The sequence below is a fragment of the Micromonospora sp. BQ11 genome, from assembly GCF_052068135.1.
Lineage (GTDB): Bacteria > Actinomycetota > Actinomycetes > Mycobacteriales > Micromonosporaceae > Micromonospora.
Map to the genome: position 1 here is coordinate 24210 of NZ_JBQHDB010000008.1, position 20866 is coordinate 45075.

General features: G+C 74.5%; 24 protein-coding genes. 9 read left to right on the forward strand and 15 right to left on the reverse strand.

From position 1 onward, the window contains the following. Position 1: 1 nt before the first annotated feature. Complete coding sequence (locus ACTMSW_RS18195; RefSeq protein ID WP_441181809.1) at positions 2-331, forward strand: DUF3817 domain-containing protein; 330 nt, start codon at positions 2-4, stop codon at positions 329-331. A gap of 52 nt (positions 332-383) precedes the next feature. Here the strand turns inward: ACTMSW_RS18195 and ACTMSW_RS18200 are convergent, their stop codons facing one another. The 4 genes from ACTMSW_RS18200 to ACTMSW_RS18215 all read right to left on the reverse strand — a co-directional run bounded on the left by ACTMSW_RS18200 (position 384) and on the right by ACTMSW_RS18215 (position 4229). Continuing rightward, a complete protein-coding gene (locus ACTMSW_RS18200; RefSeq protein ID WP_441181810.1) occupies positions 384-1493 on the reverse strand; it encodes an FAD-dependent oxidoreductase in 1110 nt (369 codons plus the stop codon). 109 nt (positions 1494-1602) lie between these two features. Next, positions 1603-2733: a baeRF3 domain-containing protein gene (locus tag ACTMSW_RS18205; protein ID WP_441181811.1), complete on the reverse strand. Its 1131-nt coding sequence runs from the start codon at positions 2731-2733 to the stop codon at positions 1603-1605. 25 nt (positions 2734-2758) lie between these two features. Further along, positions 2759-3241: a general stress protein gene (locus ACTMSW_RS18210; protein ID WP_441181812.1), complete on the reverse strand. Its 483-nt coding sequence runs from the start codon at positions 3239-3241 to the stop codon at positions 2759-2761. Between the two features lie 19 nt (positions 3242-3260). Continuing rightward, entirely contained in the window at positions 3261-4229 is a 969-nt protein-coding gene (locus ACTMSW_RS18215; protein WP_441181813.1) for a TerC family protein, read from the reverse strand. 450 nt (positions 4230-4679) lie between these two features. On the opposite strand from ACTMSW_RS18215, the gene ACTMSW_RS18220 reads away from it, so the two are divergent. Both ACTMSW_RS18220 and ACTMSW_RS18225 read left to right on the forward strand, forming a co-directional pair. Then, positions 4680-5477 (forward strand): hypothetical protein, encoded by a 798-nt coding sequence (locus ACTMSW_RS18220; RefSeq protein WP_441181814.1) that lies wholly within the window; start codon positions 4680-4682, stop codon positions 5475-5477. Between the two features lie 161 nt (positions 5478-5638). After that, positions 5639-6367, forward strand: coding sequence for a class I SAM-dependent methyltransferase (locus tag ACTMSW_RS18225; protein WP_441181815.1), 729 nt, complete (start codon positions 5639-5641; stop codon positions 6365-6367). 12 nt (positions 6368-6379) lie between these two features. Here ACTMSW_RS18225 and ACTMSW_RS18230 read toward each other — a convergent pair whose 3' ends face one another. Continuing rightward, a complete protein-coding gene (locus ACTMSW_RS18230) occupies positions 6380-6805 on the reverse strand; it encodes a protein-tyrosine phosphatase family protein (RefSeq protein ID WP_441181816.1) in 426 nt (141 codons plus the stop codon). 321 nt (positions 6806-7126) lie between these two features. Then, a complete protein-coding gene (locus tag ACTMSW_RS18235) occupies positions 7127-7930 on the reverse strand; it encodes a DedA family protein (RefSeq protein WP_441181817.1) in 804 nt (267 codons plus the stop codon). An 86-nt stretch (positions 7931-8016) separates the two neighbouring features. Here ACTMSW_RS18235 and ACTMSW_RS18240 point away from each other — a divergent pair, with 86 nt between their 5' ends. From ACTMSW_RS18240 to ACTMSW_RS18250, 3 genes are read left to right on the forward strand one after another with little or no spacing between them, the layout of a single operon-like run. Then, on the forward strand, positions 8017-8733 hold the full coding sequence (locus ACTMSW_RS18240; protein WP_441181818.1) for a carbon-nitrogen hydrolase family protein: 717 nt from the start codon (positions 8017-8019) through the stop codon (positions 8731-8733). 42 nt (positions 8734-8775) lie between these two features. Then, entirely contained in the window at positions 8776-9432 is a 657-nt protein-coding gene (locus tag ACTMSW_RS18245; protein WP_441181819.1) for a phosphotransferase, read from the forward strand. Next, positions 9429-9650 carry a hypothetical protein gene (locus ACTMSW_RS18250; protein ID WP_441181820.1) on the forward strand — a complete coding sequence of 74 codons (222 nt, stop codon included), beginning with the start codon at positions 9429-9431 and terminating at the stop codon, positions 9648-9650. Before ACTMSW_RS18245 ends, ACTMSW_RS18250 begins: the two co-directional genes overlap by 4 nt. 7 nt (positions 9651-9657) lie before the next feature. On the opposite strand, the gene ACTMSW_RS18255 is transcribed toward ACTMSW_RS18250, so the two are convergent. The 4 genes from ACTMSW_RS18255 to ACTMSW_RS18270 all read right to left on the reverse strand — a co-directional run bounded on the left by ACTMSW_RS18255 (position 9658) and on the right by ACTMSW_RS18270 (position 13572). Continuing rightward, on the reverse strand, positions 9658-11175 hold the full coding sequence (locus ACTMSW_RS18255) for a serine/threonine-protein kinase (RefSeq protein WP_441181821.1): 1518 nt from the start codon (positions 11173-11175) through the stop codon (positions 9658-9660). 178 nt (positions 11176-11353) lie between these two features. Further along, on the reverse strand, positions 11354-12214 hold the full coding sequence (locus ACTMSW_RS18260) for an SAM-dependent methyltransferase (RefSeq protein ID WP_441181822.1): 861 nt from the start codon (positions 12212-12214) through the stop codon (positions 11354-11356). 95 nt (positions 12215-12309) lie between these two features. Then, the gene (locus tag ACTMSW_RS18265) at positions 12310-13197 is read right to left on the reverse strand and encodes a helix-turn-helix domain-containing protein (RefSeq protein ID WP_441182034.1); all 888 of its coding nucleotides are present in this window, start codon (positions 13195-13197) and stop codon (positions 12310-12312) included. Positions 13198-13332: 135 nt separating this feature from the next. Then, the gene (locus tag ACTMSW_RS18270; protein WP_441181823.1) at positions 13333-13572 is read right to left on the reverse strand and encodes a DUF397 domain-containing protein; all 240 of its coding nucleotides are present in this window, start codon (positions 13570-13572) and stop codon (positions 13333-13335) included. Between the two features lie 269 nt (positions 13573-13841). Between ACTMSW_RS18270 and ACTMSW_RS18275 the strand changes: the two genes are divergently transcribed. Together ACTMSW_RS18275 and ACTMSW_RS18280 are read left to right on the forward strand one after the other, a co-directional pair. Next, positions 13842-14489 (forward strand): GGDEF domain-containing protein, encoded by a 648-nt coding sequence (locus tag ACTMSW_RS18275; protein WP_441181824.1) that lies wholly within the window; start codon positions 13842-13844, stop codon positions 14487-14489. Between the two features lie 214 nt (positions 14490-14703). After that, positions 14704-15219, forward strand: a complete 516-nt coding sequence (locus ACTMSW_RS18280) for a flavodoxin family protein (RefSeq protein WP_441181825.1) — start codon at positions 14704-14706, stop codon at positions 15217-15219. An 18-nt stretch (positions 15220-15237) separates the two neighbouring features. Here ACTMSW_RS18280 and ACTMSW_RS18285 read toward each other — a convergent pair whose 3' ends face one another. Beyond that, on the reverse strand, positions 15238-15720 hold the full coding sequence (locus ACTMSW_RS18285; protein WP_441181826.1) for a type II toxin-antitoxin system PemK/MazF family toxin: 483 nt from the start codon (positions 15718-15720) through the stop codon (positions 15238-15240). Between the two features lie 103 nt (positions 15721-15823). Between ACTMSW_RS18285 and ACTMSW_RS18290 the strand changes: the two genes are divergently transcribed. Beyond that, a complete protein-coding gene (locus ACTMSW_RS18290; RefSeq protein ID WP_441181827.1) occupies positions 15824-17074 on the forward strand; it encodes a hypothetical protein in 1251 nt (416 codons plus the stop codon). Positions 17075-17080: 6 nt separating this feature from the next. Here ACTMSW_RS18290 and ACTMSW_RS18295 read toward each other — a convergent pair whose 3' ends face one another. The 4 genes from ACTMSW_RS18295 to ACTMSW_RS18310 form a co-directional block, all read right to left on the reverse strand. Further along, a complete protein-coding gene (locus ACTMSW_RS18295) occupies positions 17081-17491 on the reverse strand; it encodes a DUF2267 domain-containing protein (protein ID WP_441181828.1) in 411 nt (136 codons plus the stop codon). A 110-nt stretch (positions 17492-17601) separates the two neighbouring features. Beyond that, entirely contained in the window at positions 17602-18954 is a 1353-nt protein-coding gene (locus ACTMSW_RS18300; protein WP_441181829.1) for an MGH1-like glycoside hydrolase domain-containing protein, read from the reverse strand. Next, a complete protein-coding gene (locus tag ACTMSW_RS18305; RefSeq protein ID WP_441181830.1) occupies positions 18951-19769 on the reverse strand; it encodes a sugar phosphate isomerase/epimerase family protein in 819 nt (272 codons plus the stop codon). The genes ACTMSW_RS18300 and ACTMSW_RS18305 overlap by 4 nt, the downstream gene beginning before the upstream one ends. Then, entirely contained in the window at positions 19770-20807 is a 1038-nt protein-coding gene (locus ACTMSW_RS18310; protein ID WP_441181831.1) for a zinc-binding dehydrogenase, read from the reverse strand. Positions 20808-20866: the final 59 nt, after the last annotated feature.

Genomic DNA, 20866 nt, shown 5'->3' on the forward strand with positions numbered 1-20866 from the left:
GATGGCCAACCTGACCGTACTTCGCATCGCCGCGGCCGTGGAGGCCGGCTCGCTGGTCGTCCTGCTGGCCAACCGGCTGACCGTGCACCTGCCCGCGCTCACCTCCGCCGCCGGGCCGGTGCACGGCAGCGCGTACCTGATGGTGATCGCCCTGGTCCTGCTCGCCGGCGGCGCCTCGCGCTCGGCGCGGATCGCGGCCCTGGTGCCGGGGATCGGCGGCTACCTCGCCCTGCGCCGCCTCCGTGACGCCGGCACCGACGGCGGGCCGACAGGGCCCTCCGACGGCCCGGCGACCCCCTCGCCCCGACCTGACCCACAGCGGCACCGGTGATGCCGGACGGCGTCGTGTCCGTCCCGACCGCACCGCGTCCGGGGTCAGACGGTCAGGGGGTCGGAAAGGATCCGTCGCCGAAGAGGATGCGGCTGGCCGCGGCCCGACCCATCGGCGTACGCAACAGCGTGAACGCCGCCGCCGCGACGGCGGGCGTGCGCACCTGGGAAAGCCCTCGGCGCAGCAGCAGCCTCCCCCGGAAGCGGGCCCGCAGGGCCGCCCCGTCGTAGTGGGTCAGCGCGTCGGGCCGCCCGGTGCGCAGGGCCTCGTCGAGGACCGCTGCGGCGAACTCCGACAGGCGCAGGCACGGATCGAGGCCGCCGGCCGTGAGAGGGGAGACCGCACCCGCCGCGTCCCCCACGAGAAGCCCGTCGGCGCAACCGATGCGGCGCAGCACCCCGCCGACGGGGATCGGGCCGCCGCGCCGCTCGATCTCCGCCGGGCGGTCGAGCGCCGGCAGTCCGGGCGCCCTGGCGGCGAACCGGTCCAGGGCCCGCCGGAGGCCGTCGGGAAACCGGTCGGCGTAGCCGGCCACACCGACGTGGGCGTGCCGTCCGTCGTTGACGACCCAGGCCAGGTAGCCGGGGGCGAGCGAGGGGTCGAGCACACAGTGGAACGCCGGTGACTCCTGGCCACCCGGGACCGCGAAGACCTCCTCGGCACCGACCAGCAGCCGGTGGTTGCGGTCCAGGGCGAGGTCCCGGGCGACCCGGGAGCGGGCACCGTCGGCACCGACGACGAACCGCGCCCGCACCCGGGTCGTACCGTCCCGACCGGCCAGGAGGAACCGGCCGTCCCGCCGGCCGGCGTAGCGGGTGCCCAGCGCGACCCGTACGCCGGCGTCGGCGGCAGCGCGCGCGGCCGCCTCGTACAGCGGGCCCATGTCGGCGACCCGGTACTCGTCGCGCGCGCTGACCAGCGTCACCGGACGGCGCAGCCCCGGAGGGTAGAGCACCATCCGCCGGATGGGCGGCCCGAGACAGTCGGGCGGCAGGGGGAAGTCGTCGAGCGTACGCCGCACGAAGATCCCCGTCGTCCGGATCGCGCCGGTGAGCGTGGGCCGTCGCTCGACCAGCAACACCTGGTGGCCGTGCCGCGCGAGCAGCGTGGCCGTGTGCAGCCCGGCCAGCCCGGCCCCGACGACCAGCACGTCGGTGTTCATCGGCCACTCCCCGGTAGGTGTCGGCGAGAGCGCGTTCCCGCCACCGGGACCGCTCGCCGTCACCTATCGAGTATCAGGAGCAACCTATCGATTGTCAATCGACATCGCCTCACCGGCCGACGGTGAGCGCCACCCCCTCGTGCCGGTCCAGCGTGCCGGGGGCGGTCAGGGCGACCCAGCCGCCCCGGATCAGGACGAGTTCGATCAGCTCGTCCACCGCGTCGTCGATCACGTCGGGGTGCTCGACGTCGGTCGCCGGGACGAGGGTGTCCCCGTCGTCGCTGAGCCGGGCCGGGTAGAACAGCGACTCGTCGACGGCGAGCATCTCCGGCCGGGCGGTCCGGGCGGCCAGCCAGGCCGCCGGCATGCCGGAGGCGACCCGGCCCGCCCCGGCCCGCTGGTCGATCAGCGCGACCGCCTCGGCCTCCCGGCGGTGCAGGTAGTCGTCGAGGGTTTCCCGGATCCGGGCCGACAGCACCGGCAGGGTGCTGGCCAGCAGGTTGCCCCGGACGACGCCGGCCAGCCGTCCACAGTTGATCGACAGCTGCCGGAACGGGTTGGTCACCCGGTCCTCCCCCACGATCACCAGCGGCGCCGGGTGCAGCCGGGCGTACGCGCCGAGCGCCGCGTCCACCTGACGGAGGTAGTCGGTGTCCGGGCCGACCGCCCGGTCGGCCCGCCCCGGCCGGTCGGCCCGGCCCCGGCGGACCACCACCGGCCGCGGGGCGCGGACCGGGAAGGCGTGGGTGAGCGCGGGGAGCAGGCTGTCGGCCACCCCGTCGAAGAGGCGGGCCTGGCCGGCGTTCAACGCGAGCACCAGGTGCCGAGGCGTCCGGTGCAGGGCACGGACGAGGTCCCGGGTGGCGAAGGTGGGGTCCACCACGGCCCGGTCCCGCACCGGCACGGGCAGCCGTACCAGGGCCCCGGTGGACGCCGACGCGTACACGGCGAGCGCGGTTGCCGCCGGGCCGACCCGGGCCTGTTCGACGAGCTCCCGCAGCCGGCGTACGGCCGGCGCCGCCGCCTCCGGACGCAGTTCGGCGCGGACCCGGTCGACGGCCTGCCGGGCGAGGGCGTTCAGGCGCAGCGCGTCGGTGTGGGCCAGCTCGGCGGCCGGCGTGGTGGTCAGCAGGAGCGAGATCGCCGGGTACTCCCGGACGGACTGCAGGGCGGTGATCTGGCCGGCGGACGGTACGGCGACCGCCGGGCGGCGCGGGGCGGAGCGGACTCGGGTCGACATGTGCCCTCCTGATGGATCGGATCGGTCAGTAACCCCGCCAGGCCAGCTGCATGAGCAGATGGCGGGCGTCGTCGGCGTGGGCGGCGGGGACGGTCACGTCGTAGCTGGCGGCGGCGAGTCGGCGGGTCGAGGTGAAGTCGCGCATGCCGCGGGTGGCGGCATGGGCGACGCCGGCCGCGGCGGCGCCCCAGAGGGCGCCGGCCGCGGTGGTCACCGGCAGGACGAGCCACCAGGCCTCGGGGGTGAACAGGGACAGCAGCAGGCCGATGAGGACGCCGAGCCAGGCGCCGCTGGCCGCTCCCGCACCGGCCGCCCGGGGGGTGGTCATCCGCCCGAGCACGGTCTCCACGAGCCGCAGGTCGGTGCCGACGATGGCGGCGTTGCGGACCGGGAAACCGCTGTCGGAGAGGTGGTCCACGGCCCGCTGGGCCGCCGCGTAGGTCGGGTAGGTGCCCACGGTGACCCGGGCGGTGATGTCCGGGTCCGTCGGCAGGGGCAGCTGGGTCATCGGGTACCTCCGGGGAGGGTCAGGATCCGACGGGCGTACGGGGGCCGGCGTCGCCGTCCGTCACCGGGGCGTTCCGGGTGGCGGCCAGGCTCCAGACGATCGACACGGCGAGGGTGGCGACGATGACCCCGAGGGTGACCGGGATGGGGAGCTTCCCGACCGGGGTCTCGGAGAGGATCAGCTTCACTCCGGCGAAGGCGAGCAGGAACGCCAGCCCGAAGTGCAGCTTGGTGAAGCGGCGCAGCAGCCCGGCCAGGCAGAAGTAGAGGCTGCGTAGGCCGAGGACGGCGAACGCGTTCGCGGTCCAGACGATGAACGTGCTGGTGGTGATCGCCAGGACGGCGGCGACCGAGTCGACGGCGAAGATGAGGTCGGTCGCCTCGACCGCGATCAGTACGACGAACAGCAGCGTCGCGACCCGCTTGCCGTCGATCCGGACGAAGAAGCGCTCCCCGTGGTAGCGGGCGTCGGTGGGGACGATCCGGCGGACCGCCCGGACCAGCGGGTTGCGGTCGGGGTGGATCTCCTGGTCGTGCTGGAACGCCATCTTCCAGCCGGTCCAGAGCAGGAAGGCACCGAACACGTAGGCGGTCCAGAAGAAGGTCTCCAGCAGCTCCGCGCCGACGAAGATGAAGACCAGGCGAAACAGCAGCGCGCCGACGACGCCCCAGAAGAGCACCTTGTGCTGGTACGCGGGAGGCACCGCGAAGTAGGTGAAGATCAGCGCGAAGACGAAGACGTTGTCGACCGAGAGTGCCTTCTCGATGAGGTAGCCGGCGTAGTAGGCGCCGGCCGCCTCGTCGCCCTGCCACAGCCAGAGCACGACGCCGAAGGCGAGGCCGGCGGCGATCCAGATCGCCGACCAGACCGCCGCCTCGCGGAAGCCGATGACGTGGTTGTCGCGGTGCAGGAACAGGTCCACGGCGAGCATCAGGGCGATGGCGACGGTCAGCGCCACCCAGGCCCACCACGGGACGGGGAAGGACATCGAACTCCCTTCGACCGGCCGGCGTACGTCGCCGGCGAGCTGGCCGAAGGTCTCCCCGAACCGCCGTGGCGGCGGCCCGCACCGCCGGGACCCGGGTGGGTCCGTACTGACGGCGGCGCGTCCGGTGGCGGGTACTCCCCCTCGAACTACGTACCATTATTCGCGAAGTGCGCTTCGCTTGTCCAGGACTTCGCCGGGCGATTCCCGTTGAACCTTCCGACCCCCACCCCCGTATCCATCGCCGGAGACAGCGGACGAATCCGGGTCGCGGTGGGAGCGGTCCCGGGTACCTCCGCCGGACGTTCGAGGGAGGCCAGGGAACGGTTCCACCGACGCGGCGCGGATGTCCGCCGGCCGTCGTCGCCGTTCCGAGGTCCTCCCGTCACACCGCGCCCAGGGTGGTCCGACGGCACCGTCGACCCGCGCGCGGTCACACCCAAGGAGAGGTGCATGGTCACGCGTACGCAGAAACAGGCCGTCCTCAAGCTCGGCGGGATCGGCGCCGTCGCCGCGCTGCTGCTCGGCGCGGGACTGCAGTTGGCCTCCGCCGGTGAGAACGGCCGGGGCTCGCGGGCCGCCGGGGCGGTCACGGTCAGCTGCCCAACGGTGGCCGACAGGGTCGGTGCCGTACCGGCCGCCGCTCGGGCCGGCGTGGACCAGGAACTCCGCAACCTCGAGCAGCAGATCGCCAACGTCAACGCCCGGCTGGCGCGGGAACCGGGGCAGGCGGCCAACCAGCTCAACGACATCGCCGGCAAGCGGCGCGCGGTGCTCGACCGGATCCGGCTGAACATCACCCGTGTCGGCGGCACCGCCCCGGCCGGCCTGGAGTCCCTCGCCGGCTGCGCCCTGACCGGCGCGGGTGCCGCCGGCAACGGCAACGCGGGGAACGGCAACAACGGCAACAACGGCAACGGCAACGCGGGGAACGGGAACAGCGGCGTCGCCGGCGCGCGGACGGTGAACTGCCCGAGTGTCAGCGACAAGCTGCCCGCCATCCCCGCCGCCGCCGCGGCCGGTGTCGGGCGGGAGCTGGCCAACCTGGACCGGGAGATCGCCAACGCCAACGCCCGCCTGGCCCGGCTGGCGGCCAAGCCGGAGGGCGGGCCGAACTTCGTCCAGAACGCCATCCTCGGCCCGCTGAAGAGCAAGCGGACCGCCGTCCTGGACCGCATCGAGATCGACATCAACCGGGCCGGTGGCCAACGGCCGAACCTCGACGCACTCGCCACCTGCACCCTCAACTGACCCCGCCGACGACCGACGGGCGGCGCTCGGCTCCCGGCGCCGCCCCTCCCGTCAACATCCTGCGTACTTCCTCACAACCTGTTGTCCCCGGCGTCACCCTCCGACTAGAACCGGAGCAACGATCGCCCGGATCTCCCGGCGACGGTGGCGAGGTGATGGCCGTGGCTCTGATCTCCTACGACGACACCGACTCGGCGGCGTTCGCCGCGACCCGCGACCTGCCCCCGACGAGCCTGGACCGCTGGCGGCACGCGGTGCACCACCACCTCCGCCTCCGCGCCACGACCACGCTGCTGGACCTGGGCGCCGGCACCGGGGCGTGGGCCTCCGCCTTCACCGCGTGGTTCGGCGTACGCGTGGTGGCGATGGAACCGGCCGCCTCGATGCGGGACCGCTGCGGCCACCGGCCCCTGCTCGCCGGGGACGCCACCGCGCTGCCCCTGCGCGACTCCAGCGTCGACGCCGCCTGGCTGTCCACGATGGTGCACCACATCCCCGACCTCGACGCGGCGGCCCGGGAACTGCGCCGGGTGCTCCGGCCCGGCGCACCGGTGCTCATCCGCTCGCCGTTCCCCGGCCGGCACCAGCGGATCGGCCTGTTCCACTGGTTCCCCGAGGCCGTGCGGGTGCTGGACACCTACCCCGACCTGGTTCGGGTGCGCACCGCGTTCGCCGCGGCCGGGTTCCCGGTGAGCAGCGTGGAACCGGTCGCGCAGACCACCGCCACGTCCCTCGCCGACTTCGCACGGCGCCTGGACCGGCGGGCCCACACGCCGCTGCAACTGATCAGCGACGCCGAGTACGAGGCGGGGGTGGACCGGCTGCGGGCCGCCGCACCGCACGTCACCGGCCCTGTCGTGGACCACCTCGACCTGCTGGTGCTGCGCTGAGACCTCACCCACCTAGGCACCGATGCCGTGCAGCCAGCGCCGCTGCCAGGGAGTCTCCACCGCCCGAGGACGGTAGTGCGCGCGTACCCACGGCACCGCCTCGCCGGCCGGCAGCCCGTCGAGCACCGCGAGGGCGGCCAGGGCCGTCCCGGTACGGCCGGTGCCGCCGCGGCAGGCCACCTCGACCCGCTCGCCCGCCCGGGCCCGGCGCAGTGCCTCCCGCAGCGCGTCGAGGGCGTCGGCCCGGTCCACCGGCACCCAGAAGTCCGGCCACCGGATCCGCCGGTGCGGCCACGCCGGCCGGGGCCCGCCCGCCAGGAGCAGGGCGAAGTCCGCGGGCACGGCGGCCGGATCGCCGATGCGGCGTCCGCGCACGGCGGCGCCGCTGGGGAGGACGACCACACCGGGGGAATCCGCCCAGTCAGTTTCCGGTGTCACGCGTCCTCCTCTGCGTCCCGTTCCGCCGCCACTGTCGCATTCCACGCGGTGGGCGGGGAGAGCCGGGCCTCCCGGTGGCCGAGACAGTGCCGCCCCCGGGCCCTGACGGGCACCGGGGGCGGCGCAGGTGTCGGTGTGCAGGTCGCCTCTCGGCGAGTGGCGCGACGCGGCTCCAGCCGAACGGTACTCCGCGACGGCAATTTAGGTGAGGCCCGGGGACACAGGACACACCGACACCCGACTCAACACGCTACCCCGCCTCCGCCTTCCCCACCCCGAGGTGACCGGCACCACGCCCGACCGGCCTGGGCGATCCCGGCGTCAGCGGACGCCGTCCCGGTCCCGGGACGCGGGCGCACCGGACCAGGCACTGCGGTAGAGCGTGCCGCGGCCGGCGGGGTCGGGCACGCCGTGCGGCCCGACGGGCGTCGTCTCCGGCTCCACCGGAACGGCGGCGGCGCGACGGGCCCGGATGATCCGGGACACCACGAACCAACCGACGGCCGCCACCACCGCGAGGATGACGACGTTCTGGAGCGCGCCCACGTACCCCTCGACGAGGTGCCAGTTGTCGCCGAGCAGGTACCCGGCCATCACGAACGTGGTGTTCCAGATCAGGCTGCCCAACGTGGTGTAGACGACGAACGTCCGCACCGGCATGCGCTCCACCCCGGCGGGGATGGAGATGAGACTCCGGAAGATCGGGATCATCCGCCCGAAGAACACCGCCTTGGTGCCGTGCCGCAGGAACCACTCCTCGGTGCGGTCCACGTCGGTGAGCTTCACCAGCGGCAGCCGCTCGACGATCGCCCGCATCCGCTCCCGGCCCAGCGCCGCGCCGATCCAGTACAGGGCGAGGGCGCCGACCAGCGATCCGAGGGTGGTCCAGAAGATCGCGCTCACCACGCTCATCCGGCCCTGACCCGCGACGAAGCCCGCGAGCGGGAGGATCACCTCGCTGGGGATCGGGGGGAAGAGGTTCTCCAGGGCGACGGCCAGGCCCGCGCCGGGTCCGCCGAGCCGCTCGACCAGGTCGGTGACGTAGCCGACCAGGCCGTCCTGCGGCGGGGCGGCCTCCCCCGTCGTGGTGCCGGCGGCGAGCAGGGCGTGCGCGGTACGAGACATGGGCTACACGCTACGAACCGTTCCTGAGAGCCCGCCACGAGGCCCACCGCCTATGCTGCGGGTCGTCGCGGGGAGAGGAGCCGACGGTGCGTACGTTGCGGATCGCCGTCGCCCAGCCGGCGTGCAGCGCGTACGACGTCGCCGCGAACGCGGCCCGTCACGCCGCGGCGGTCCGCGCGGCCGGTGCCCGGGTGGTGGTGTTCCCCGAGCTGTCCCTCACCGGGTACGAGCTGGACGCGCCCGTGGTCGCCGAGGACGATCCGCGGTTGGCGGCGCTGGTGGCGGCGTGCGCCGACACCGGCACGCTGGCGCTGGCCGGCGCACCGGTGCGCGGCGACCACATCGCCACGCTCGCCGTGGACGGCACCGGCGCGCGGGTGGCGTACCGGAAGATGTTCCTCGGTGGCGAGGAGCCCGGGCGCTTCTCCCCCGGCGACTCCCCGACGGTGCTCCACGTCGACGGATGGCGCCTCGGGCTGGCGATCTGCAAGGACACCGGCGTGCCGGAACACGCGGCGCGGACGCTCACGCCCGGCGTCGACGTGTACGTGGCCTCGATGGTCGACATGGCCCGGGACGCGGCGGTCCAGGACGAGCGCGCGCGCCGGATCGCCACCACCCACGGGGTGCACGTGGCGGTGGCGAGCTGCGCGGGGCCGACCGGCGGCGGCTTCACCCGGACGGCCGGCCGCTCGGCGATCTGGTCGCCGGACGGGACGGTGCTGGCCCGGGCGGGCACGGGACCGGGCGAGGTCGTCGGTGCCGTCCTCGGCCACGGCGGGTACGGCTCACGCGCCGTCTGACGCGGGCCTCGGCCGAGGGTCGCAGGGTCTAAGGTGGCCAGGGTGACGCCGTCGCCGCCGCTCGCCTCCGGCCGGACCGCCGACGTCTGGGCGCTCGGTGACGACCGGGTCCTGCGCCGGTACCGCGGTGAGCGCGACGTACGCGCGGAGGCGGCGGTGATGTCCCACCTGCACTCACTGGGCTACCCCGTCCCCCGCGTCCACCACGCCGAGGGCCCCGAGCTGGTGCTGGACCGGCTGACCGGTCCGACCCTGGCCGAGGCGGGCATCAGCGGCCGCGTGGACGTCCGCTCCGCGGCCCGCCTGCTGGCCGACCTGCACCGCCGGCTGCACGCGCTGCCCGCACGCGTCGCGGCCGACCCCGCCGACCGGATCCTGCACCTCGACCTGCACCCGGAGAACGTCATGCTGACCTCCGCCGGCCCGGTGGTGATCGACTGGGACAGTTCGACCGAGGGGCCGCCCGACCTGGACATCGCCATGTCCGCGGTGATCCTCGCCGAGGCGGCCACCGACGCCGGCTCGCCGCTCGCCGGCCTGGTCCGGGACCTGCTGGTCGCGTACCTCGCCGAGACCGGGCCGCTGCCGCTGCTGGAGCACGCCGTCACCGTGCGCGCGGACCTCGGACCGCTCGACGCCGACCGCCTGGCGGAGGCGTCCGCCCTCGTCCGGCGGCTCGCCCCGGAGGAGCGGCCGTGAGCGGCCGGGTCGCCCGCCTGTGGCGGTACCCGCGCTGCGCCGTACCGACCCTGTCGCACGGCACCCTGCCGGCTCAGGTGGACGCGCTACGGGCGCCGGCGCGACTGAACCGGGTCGTCCCGGTGCCGCGACTGGCCCGGCAGCCGCGCGTCGGCGCGTACGCGCTGGTGGTGCGGCCGGGCCGGGTCGAGAACGGTGCGGTGGTCGAGGTCTGCTGAGCGCCGCTCAGTCGTCGTTCCGCTCGTTCGCACCGCTGGTCGTGTCGACCCGGTCGAGCAGGGCGTCGAGCTGGGCCGCGACCTGGGGCGACAGCCGGTTCTCCTCGACCGCCTCCACCAGCCGCTCCCGCAGGTCCTCGACGCGCTTGTCCCGGTCCTTCGGCTTGCTCCGGCTCAGGTCGGCGAGCTTGTCCGCCACCTCCTCGGCCGTCCTCCGGTCGATCTGATCGTCCCTGCGTGCCTGCAGGAGCACGGCGGCGAACTCGCCGGCCAGCTGCCGCAGGTTGACCTGCGCCGGTCGGCCGGTGGCCGGCGGTGGGGTCGTCGTGGCGGGTGCCGGCGGAGCCGAGCTGCTCGGCACCCCGGTGGGGGCCGTGCTCGTCGGAGCGGCCGGTCCGGCGGTGGTGGGCCGGTCGCGGTCGTTGTCCAGGGTCAGCACCGCGACCAGGCCCACGAGCAACGCGAGCCCGGCAGCGACGAGCGCGGCGATCGGCCCGTTCGACCGCCGGCGGGGCGGCGCCGGGGCGGGACGCGGGGCCACACGGCCGGTCACGACGGGTGCGACGCCCGGCGCCCACGAGCGGTCGACGAGGGTCGGCGGGTGCGCGGCGGCGGCCGCACCGGAGGCGGCGTCGCGGCCGCGTGCGGCGCCGGCCGTCGACGGCAGGACGGCCGTGTCCTGGCCGGTCGGCAGAGCGGCGCCGAAGCGGGTGGCCAGGTGCCCGGCGCTGGGCCGGCGCGCGGGATCGGTGTCGAGGCAGCCCAGGACGAGCGCGGCGACGTCCGCGGGAAGACCGGGTACCCGCAGCGGAGGTACCGGCGTCCGCCGGGCGTGCACCTCCAGTGCGTCCTCCCAGGTCTGCACCGGCCGCGGGGCGTGGCCGGCGAGGGTGCGGTAGAGCAGCGCGCCCAGGGCGTACACGTCGCTGGCCGGATCGGGCGGCCCAGGGCGCATCCGCTCCGGCGCGAAGTACGCGGGCGTGCCCATCAGCAACTCGCCGGTCTGCCCGGCGAGCGGGTGGTGCGGCCCGGCGAGCGCGGCGATGCCGAAGTCGAGCACCTTCGCCCCGGTGTCGGTCAGCATGACGTTGCCCGGCTTGATGTCGCGGTGCACGACGCCGATCCGGTGGGCGGCGGCGAGCGCGGCGGCGACCTGTCCGGCCGTCCGGACGGCCTCCGGCCAGGCCAGCGGGCCGCCGGTGAGCCGATCGGCGAGGTTGTGCCCCTCGACCAGTTCCATCACCAGGTACGGCACGACGACGCCGCCGGAGAGGGTCGCCTCGCCGTAGTCGTAGACCTGGGTGACGTGCGGGTGGCTCAGCCGCGCGGCGGCGCGGGCCTCCCGCTGGATGGTGGCCCGCAGCTGCGGGTCGGTGGCGAGTTCCCCGGCGAGGGCCTTGACCGCGACGGGCCGGTGCAGGACGTCGTCGTCGGCGCGCCACACCTCGGACATCCCGCCGCGGCCGATGCGCTCGCGCAGGACGTAACGGTCGTGCAGCCGGAGGCTGGTCGTGAACGGCGACATAGGCGTCCAGTCTGCCTTGCCGACGCCGACGGCCACCACCCGTCGTGCCTGATTCACCCCCGACCGCCCCGGTTGGCCCCGCTTTCGACCAGTAATTACCGTGGCCGACGTCACGCCGGAGCGTCGACGCACCCCGGCGTGCCGAGGCCGGACGGGATGCGGTGGACGCGGGGGCGGGTCAGGACACCCGGGCGACGGCCCCGTACATGCTGACCTCGGCGACCGACGGGCGCGGCTGCGGGGCGTCCTCGGCACGCCACTCGGCGACCGAGGTGATGCCGGGCTCGACGACGTCGAGCCCGTCGAAGAAGCGGGTGAACTCGTCGAGGCTGCGCAGGTTGATCACGCCGTGCGGACCGCCGCCCCGGGCGGCGGCCTTCGCCTCGGCGGCGACCTGCGGCGGCAGGTAGTCGTGGGTGGCGTGGGAGGCGGCCAGGTAACTGCCGGCCGGCAGCGCGTCGAGCAGCCGCCGGACCACCGCGTACGGGTCGTCGCCGTCGGGCACGAAGTGCAGGATGGCCACCAGCATCAGCGCGATCGGCTGGGACAGGTCGATGGTGCGCCGCAGGTCGGGGTGGCTGAGGATCTTCTCCGGGTCCCGCAGGTCGGCGTCGATGTAGCAGGTCGCGCCCTCCGGCGAGCTGGTCAGCAGCGCCCGGGCGTGCGCCAGCACGATCGGGTCGTTGTCGACGTACACCACCCGGGACTCCGGCGTGATGGACTGGGCGACCTCGTGGGTGTTGTCCGCGGTCGGGATGCCGGTGCCGATGTCGAGGAACTGCCGGATGCCGGCCTCGCGGGCCAGGTAGCCGACGGCCCGCTGGAGGAAGCGGCGGTTCTCCAGGGCCGCGGTGCGGATGGTCGGGAAGGCCGCCGCCATCACGTCGCCGGACTCGCGGTCGGCCTGGAAGTTGTCCTTGCCACCGAGCCAGTAGTTGTAGCGGCGGGCCGGGTGGGCCACGGAGGTGTCGATGCGGTCGCTGGGATGGGCGGAACCGGTCGTCGCTCCCGGAGCATCGGTGGTCAAGGCAGCCTCCATGACTCTGCGCCACCCGTGATGGCGGGTCCGTCCACTGTCGCCGGACGCGACCATGGTAGTGCCAACCCGGGTCGTGGCGCGGCCCCCGGGAGTCGCTAGTCCCGGTACAGGTCGTCCAGGATGCGATGGAGGATCTCCTGCGTACGCTCCGGAGGCTCGGCCTCCACGCAGAGCCGTTCCATCGCCACCGCGTAGTAGTCGAGGTCGTCGCGCTTGTCCAGGTAGAGCGCGCTGGTGAGCTGTTCGATGTAGACGATGTCGGGCAGTTCCGCGTCGCCGAAGCGCAGGATGGTGAAGGCCCCTCCGGCGGCGGCGTGCCCGCCCGCGGCGAACGGGATCACCTGGAGTCGGATGTGGGACGACTTGGTCGCCTCGATGAGCGCCTCGACCTGGCCGCGCATCACCTCCGGCCCACCGATCGGCCGGCGCAACGCCGCCTCGTCGAGCACCACCCACAGCTGTGGCGGGTTGTCCCGACGCAGGAGGTGTTGACGCTGCATCCGCAGCTCGACCCGGCGCTCGATCTCACCGGGGGCGGCACGGCCGTGACCGAGCAGCACCACCGCCCGCGCGTAGTCGCGGGTCTGGAGCAGCCCGGGGACGAACTGCACCTCGTACGTGCGGATCAGCGACGCGGCGGCCTCCAGCCCCAGGTACGCCTGGAACCAGGTGGGCAGCACGTCGGTGTACCGGTGCCACCAGCCGGGGCTGTTGGCGTCACGGGCCAGCTTGAGCAGTGCCTCCCGCTCCTCGGGCACCGTGACCCCGTAGAGCGTGAGCAGGTCCGCGACGTCGCGTTCCTTGAAGCCGACCCGGCCCAGCTCCATCCGGCTGATCTTCGACTCGGAGGCCCGGATCTCCCACCCGGCGCCCTCACGCGTCACCCCGCTGGACTCGCGCAGCCGGCGTAGCTGAGCACCCAGGAGGATGCGCAGGACGGTGGGACCGGTCGTCGGACCCCCCTCGGCGGGAACCATCGCCACTGCCGCCCTCCGCACGCCGGAACCCCATGTCGGACGGGCCACCGCCGACCCGACCGACGTGTAAGCATGCCATGAACGGTCAGTGAGGTGAATGCCTCCGGATCGGTCGATCGGTCCCGTTCGCGGGACGGCCGGTCAGTCGATCAGGTGGTCGAAGTCCCCGTCCCGGGCGCCGAGGACGAAGGCGGCGATCTCGTCGACCGTGTAGATCAGCGCGGGCCCCTCCGGATGACGGGAGTTGCGCATGGCGATGCCGGCCCCGCCGGGCAGCTCAGCCAGCTCGACGCAGTTGCCGCTCGGATTGCTCCGGCGGCTCTTCTGCCAGCGCAGCGGCGGAAGCTGGTTGGTGGGAACGCCGTTCGGTGGCTGCTGCATGAGCGTCTTCCTCTTCGAGCGCCCGCCGGTGCCCCGGTGCGCGGGCAGTGCCGGCACGAGGGGTAGGGCATCGATGAAAGCGCTTCCTGCACGTGCATCTGCTATTGCATCTGCATCGGACAGCGAGCATGATAACGCACGTGCGCGGTACCCATCCGTTCACTTTGAGTTACCTGTAACTGGGCTGCCACCAGGGAAAACACCGCGCGGCGCGGAGGCGCCGAGCGACCGCCGGCGAGGCCGGCGGGAACAGCGTGACGGGAGGGCTCGTGGCGGATCCGATGACCATCGCGTCCGGCATCTGCGCCGCGGGAGCTCTCCTGTCGACCTGGCAGTTGCGCCGGCGAGCGGTCCAGGCCGAGGCCGAGATCGGGATCCTCCAGGCCGAGCTCGCCGCCGAACGGCACGCCGCCAGTCACGACCCGCTCACCGGGCTGCCCAACCGCCGGGCCTTCTACCGGCTCGCGACGACCCTGCTGACCGACGCGGCCGGCCGGCCCCTGATCGCCGTCGTCCTGGACCTCGACGACTTCAAGCAGATCAACGACCGCTACGGGCACGCGGCCGGCGACCAGGTGCTGGTGAGCGTGGCCGAGCGGTTCGCGGCCTTCGCCGGGGACAACCTGGTGGCCCGGCTCGGCGGCGACGAGTTCGCCGGGCTGCTGACCACCCCGGCCGTCGACGGCCGCTGGATCGAACACGCCACCCGTCGCCTCTGCGAGACCCTCGCCGCGCCGATCCCGCTGGGCGGGGTCAGCCTCCGGGTCACCGCGTCCGTGGGCCTGGCCCCGGTCACCGGGCCCACCCAGCTCACCGAGGCCCTCGACCGCGCCGACGCGGCGATGTACCGGGCCAAGAGCCTGGGGCCGGCCAGGGCGCGACGGCAACTCGTCGACAGCGCTCCGCTGACCGACTGACGGCCCTGGCGCAGGCATGCCCGGTCCTCGTACCGGGTATGCGCGTGGGCACGGAGACCGCCGCCGAGGAGGAACCCGACGTGTCCACCCTCCGAGCCGTGGTCCTCAACTGCACCCTCAAACCGTCGCCCGCGGTGTCGAGCGCCGACGTGCTGGGGCGGGAGGTCCTCGACGCCCTCGCCGACCAGGGGTGGAGGGTGAGATCGTCCGCGTCGTGGACCACGACGTGCGGTTCGGTGTCTCCACCGACGAGGGCGGGGGCGACGGCTGGCCGGCCATCCGGGCCAAGCTGCTGGAGGCGCAGATCCTCGTCATCGCCACGCCGATCTGGCTGGGTCAACCGTCGTCCGTGTGCAAGATGGTCCTCGAACGCCTCGACGCCGAGCTGTCCGAGACCGACGCCGAGGGTCGCCTGCTCACCTACGGCAAGGTCGCCGGGGTGGCGGTCGTCGGCAACGAGGACGGCGCCCACCACACGATCGGCCAGGTGCAACAGGCCCTCAACGAGGTCGGGTTCACCTGCCCGGCGGCCGGCGCGACGTACTGGGTCGGCGAGGCGCTGCACAAGACCGACTACGTGGACGCCGGACCCAAGCCGGGCACCACCGGCCGCACCACGAAGGCCCTCGCGCTCAACAGCGCGCACCTGGCCCGGCTGCTCGCCGAGCAGCCGTACCCGCCGCCGGAGGCGGGCAGCGCCGCCGTCGGGCCCAGCCACCAACCGGCCTGACCCGGCGGGACCACCCGGTCAGCGCCAGCCGTAGCCGGCGCGCAGCGCCTGCCCCACGCGGTCGAACCGCGGCCGGTCCAGCACCGCGCCCTCACGCCGGATGCTGTCCTCGCGCATGGTCAGCACCCGGTCCAGGCGTACCCAGCTGGGCCGGTTGTCCCGGTCCCACGAGCCAGGCCCCAACGCGAGCCAGTGCCGCTGACCGTTCCGCTCGCTCTGGCTGGACAGCATCAACCCGAACAGGGTCCGGCTGTGCCGGCCGACCACCAGCACCGGCCGGTCCTTGCCCTGCCGGGGATCGTCCTCGTACGGCACCCAGGTCCAGACGATCTCCCCCGGGTCGGCCTGCCCGTCGGGCTCCGGCGCGTACGTCAGCTCGCGCCGTTGCAGCGCCGCGACGTGGCGCCGCCGGGCGACCTGGGCCGGCGCGGGCCCGGGGCGCCGCGGCCCCGGGATGACGCCGCCGAGACGCGCGGCCACGTTCCTGAGAAGACCTGCCACGGCGGGCAGCCTATCCCCCGTGCTGCGGGCATGATCGGCGGCGGGTGAACCACCGGGGCTTCCGCTGGTGGCCGCTGCACCAGATCGCGGGCACAGTGGAGCGGTGACCGACCTGCGCCCGCCCCTCGCCCGGTACGCCGAACGCCTGCACACCGCCCTCGGCGACCGGCACCATGTCGCCTCCCCGCTCGGCGCCTGGCTGCTGCTGGCCCTGAGTGGACCGGCCGCCACCGGCGGAGTCCGCGCCGAGATGGAGTCGGTGCTCGGCACGGACGTGGACTCCGCCGCCGCGACCGCCCGCGCGCTGCTGGACGACCCGCACCCGCTGGTGGGCGCCGCGAGCGGGGTGTGGCACCGGCCGGGATCCGACACGCACCGGCTCGACGACTGGTCGGCGGGCCTGCCGGGGACCACGGCGACCGGTCCGCTGCCGGGCCGGCCGGCCCTGGACGAGTGGGCACGCGAGCACAGCCTGGGTCTGATCGAGGAGTTCCCGATCGCGGTGGGGCCGACCACGCTGCTGCTGCTCGCCAGCGCGCTCGCCGCCCGGATCTCCTGGGTGGACCCGTTCATGGTCGCCGAGGCGGAGGCGCTCGGCGCCGACAGCCGGTGGGCCGGCCGGCTGCGGCGGGTCCTGCGAACCCCCTGGCACGGCCACCGGTCCTGGATCGCCACCACACCGCGGGCCGGCGAGGTCGTCGTGCACACCGCGCCCGCCCGACCGGCCGACGGCGGGGCCGGACTGCTGGTGGTGTCGGTGGCGGCGATGCCCGACGTGCCGCCGGTGGACGTCCTCGCGGCGGCGTACGACATCGCCTCCCGCACCGCCGACGGGCGGGGTGGGCACCGGCAGGGATCGCTCTACGACCTTCCCCTCGGTGAGACCCCGCTGTGGACCCTGCGTGAGGACACCACTCGCACGTTCGCCCCCGACGGGCGGGACGAGACGGTCATGTCGGTGCTGCCGGCGTGGTCCGCCGAGAACCACCACGACCTGTCCGCGCCCACCCTCGGCTTCCCCGCCGCCGCGCGGGCCTTCGGCGCGCTGCTCGGCGAGCCCGGCCTCGGCGTCGAGGTCGCCCAGTCGGCGGCCGCCCGGTACGGACGGTACGGATTCGAGGCCGCCGCCGTGACCGCGTTCGGGATGGTGACCGGCCTTCCGCCCGAGGGTGTGGTCCGGGTCGCGGAGCTGCGCTTCGCCCACCCGTACGCCGTGGTCGCCGTCGCCACCGACGACGGTTCCGGCGGCGCGACGGCCGGGCCCTGGCACGGTGTCCCGGTCTTCTCCGCCTGGGTGGCCGAGCCGGAGGAGGTGTCCGAGGCCGACCTCGCGGACCCGCCGATGGAGTGGTGAGGCCGCTCAGCTCTCGTGCGGCGGGCGCGGAATCGGCTGGGTCATGCCGTCGAAGTCGCGGGGCAGCTGGGCCACCATGTCGCGGAACTCCTCGACGGTGACCGCCTCGCGCAGGGTGACGAAGACCGCCGCGGCGCCCACCCGGGCGGTCTCGTCGTCGACCCCGGCGCGCTCGGACACCCGCCGCAGGAAGTCCGCCGGCCCGCCATCCCCGGCCGGGCCGTCCCACGCTCCCGGCCCCGGTTCGGCGAGGTAGGCGCCGGTCTCGTCCGGCAGGTGGCCCGCCAGGTCGGCGACCTCACCACCGGTCATCCGGTCGACCATCGTCTGCAGCACCGCACGGGAGATCACGGCGGCCTGCCCGGTGGGAAGGCCCGAGCGGCGGGACACCGCGTCGACGAAAAGGGGAAACCGCACGCCGCCCTCCTGACCTCACCGGCACCCGCCGCGCTTACCCCCGGCGGCTCCCCGCAAACGGCCGTGCCGGCCGCCCGGAACCCGTCGATCATGCCGCTGACGGGCCCGGCTCAGCGGTCCGGGTCGTCGTCGGCGAGGACGTCGAGCAGCAGGGCGGCGGTCCAGCCGAAGGCCGGTGAGCCGAGCCCGACGCCGGTGTCCGGGTGGAAGTACTCGTGGCACCCGGACCGGGCGACGAGGTCGATCATCGACTGCCGCAGGCCGGCGGCGAGGTCCGGCCGACCGTGGTCGCGCAGCCCGCGACGCAGCAGCCAGGCCAGGTTCAGCCAGCTGGGGCCGCGCCAGTAGCGCAGCGGCTCGAAGTCCGGCGCGGTCCGGTCGTGGCTGGGCAGCGGCCGGTCCATCCGGCGGGCCACCCCGAACCGGGCCGAGCAGGCCTCCTCGATCACCGTCGCGGCCGGGCGGGCGGGCAGGTCGGGCAGCAGCAGGGGCATCAGGCCGAGCGCCGTCCGGGCCGGGATCAGCCGGTCGGTCCGCAGGTCGCGCGGCTGGAACGTCCCGGTGACCGGGTCGTACAGCCGCCGGAGGAGGGCGTCGGTGATCCGTGCCGCCCGCTCCCGGTGCGGTCCGGGGTCCGCGCCGACCACCGCGGCGATCCCGGCGAGGGCGTGCTCGGCGGCGCCGGCGGCGGCGTTGAGCAGCGGGCACTCCACCAGCCACGGATGCCGGTCGGCGAGCCCGTCGTCGCGGTAGCGGTGGTCCCGGTAGGAGGCCACGATCGCGACGTAGCGCGCGTAGTCCAGGTCCGTGGGGCGGTGCGCGGCGTCGGCGTGCGCGGTGTCGTGCCGCCGGTACGCGGACATGACGGCGACGTCGGCGGGCACCGCCGCCATCGGGGCGTCCCAGGCGGGGCTGTTGTCCACGCCGGACTCCCAGGGGTGCACGATCGCCGCCAGTCCCTGCCCGGCGACGTCCCGGTGGGTGGCGAGGTAGCGCTGCTGGGCCAGCAGCCGGGGGTAGAGCCGGCGCAGTGCCGACCGGCCCGACTCCGACGGCGCCCGGCGGTACGCGAGCCACGCCGCGAGCGCGTGCACCGGCGGCTGGATCAGCCCCGACGTGGCGGCGGCCGGCGCGGCGTCGGCGACGGCCGAGTGCCAGAACTCCGGCCCGGGGAAGTACGAGCCGACCGGGAGCGCCGCGTTGAACACGATGTGCGGGACCCGCCCGTCGGCCCACTGAGCCCGGAAGAGGCTGTCCAGCTCCCGCCAGGCGCGCTCGGGGCGGACATGGGACCAGCCGATCGCGCTGAACGCCGAGTCCCAGCTCCACTGGTGCGGGTACAGGGTCCGGGACGGCACCGTGTGGTCGTGTTCCCAGTTGCCGTCCAGCGTGTCGACGGCGAGCTGCCACAGCTCCGTGGGGGCGTGCACCTCGCCGGTGCTCGTCCCGCCGAGCCCGCTCATGCGGCGGCCGCCCGCGGTTGGGCGTGACGCAGCACGGTCGCCGCCTGTTGCAGGGCCCGGACCGGGTCGCCGCGCAGCCGGCACTCCAGCGCGAGCCACCCCGTGTAGCGGATGTCCAGCAGGGTCCGTAGCAGCAGCGGCCAGTCCAGGTGACCGGCGCCGGGCTGGTACCGGTTGGAGTCGCTGACCTGGACGTGGCCCAGGTACGGCGCGGCGGCACGCAGCGCGGCGGGCGCGTCGTCCTCCTCGATGTTCATGTGGAAGGTGTCGGCGACCACCCGTACCGACGGCAGGCCGACCGCCGCGCACAGGGCCACCGCGTCGTCGAGCCGGTTGACCATGTGGTCCTCGTACCGGTTCAGGGGTTCCAGGAAGAGGGTGACCCCCTCGGCGCGGGCGTGCTCACCCAGCTCGCCGAGGGCGTCGACGAGGACCTGCCGGTCGCCGGCCGGCGACCGGGGTGGCTCGAACGGCGGCAGCCGGCGGGAGAACATCCCCCACGCGGCCGGGGTCATCGCCCCGACGCCGCCCAGCTCGGCGATGACCGACAGCTGGGAGCGCAGGTTGCGGACGGCGTCGCGGGAGCGGTCGCGGTCGAAGTCGCCGATGAAGTGGTCCATCTCCACGCAGACGGTGGGCATCACCACCCCGGCGGCCCGGGCGCGGCGCAGCTCGGGCCGGCGCGCGGCGAACGACAGGTCGCCCCGACCGCGCAGCTCGACGGCGTCGTAGCCGAGCGCGGTGGCGAGGGCGTACTTGCGGATCAGGTCGGTGCCCGGCAGGAGCTGTTCCTGACAGGCCAGGGGAATCGTCATCTAGAACCTCAGCACGACTTGGAGGACGTCACCGTCACCGCGGTCGAGCAACGCCAGCGCGTCGGCCACCGCGCTGGCGTTGACGACGTGGCTGACCAGCGGCAGCGGGTCGACGCTGCCGTCCGCCACCAGTTCCATGAAGGTCTGTGCGACACGCTCGCCGGTCCACCGGCCGGCCATGCCGGGTGCCGGGGTCGGCCCGGAGACCTGGGCCGCCACCAGCTGGATCCGGTTGTGGTGGAACTCCTCGCCGAGACCGAGGCCGTCGGCCTGTCCCTGGTAGAAGCCGGCGGCCACGACGCGGCCGGCGTGGGTGGTGGCCCGGATCGCCTCGTGCAGCGCGGGGTAGGCGCCGGACAGCTCCAGGCAGACGTCGGCACCCCGACCCCCGGTCGCCGCGCGCAGCACGGCGGCGGCGGAGTCGGTGCCGGCGTCGACGACCGTACGCGCGCCGAGGCGGGCGGCGTGCGCGAGTCGGCTGGGCACCCGGTCGACCGCGACCACCCGGGCACCGGACAGCGCCGCGAGCCGGGTGGCGAGCAGACCGATGACGCCCTGCCCGAAGACGCCGACCCAGTCGCCGAGGTGCAGGTCGGCCGCGAGCACGGCGGTGAGGGCGATGGCACCGGGGCGGGCGAAGACCGCGGCGAGCGGGTCGAGCCCGACCGGCAACGGGTGCACCGCACCGGCGGGCAACACCGCCTCGGCGCGATGTCCCCAGATGCCCCAGACGATCTGGCCCCGCTGCCGGTCGGCGACGTCCGGCGCGACCTCGACGATCTCACCGACCTCCTCGTAGCCGAAGCCCACCAGGGGGTACGGCACGGAGGTCTGGCGCGGGACGAACATGCGGGTGACGTCGTCCCAGTCCTTGCTGAGCCGGGGGTTGCTGCCCCGGTAGAGGGTCAGCTCCGTGCCGGCGGAGATGCCCGAGTAGCAGGTGCGGACCCGAACCTGACCGGGGCCGAGCGGATCGGGCGGGCAGGGCTCGAGGCTGATCCGTCGAGGCCCGGCGAGAGAGACAACCCAGTTGACCATGAGTCACATCCCGGTAGCACTGGGTTTCATCGTAGGCAAAAAATCGTTATATGTCTTGT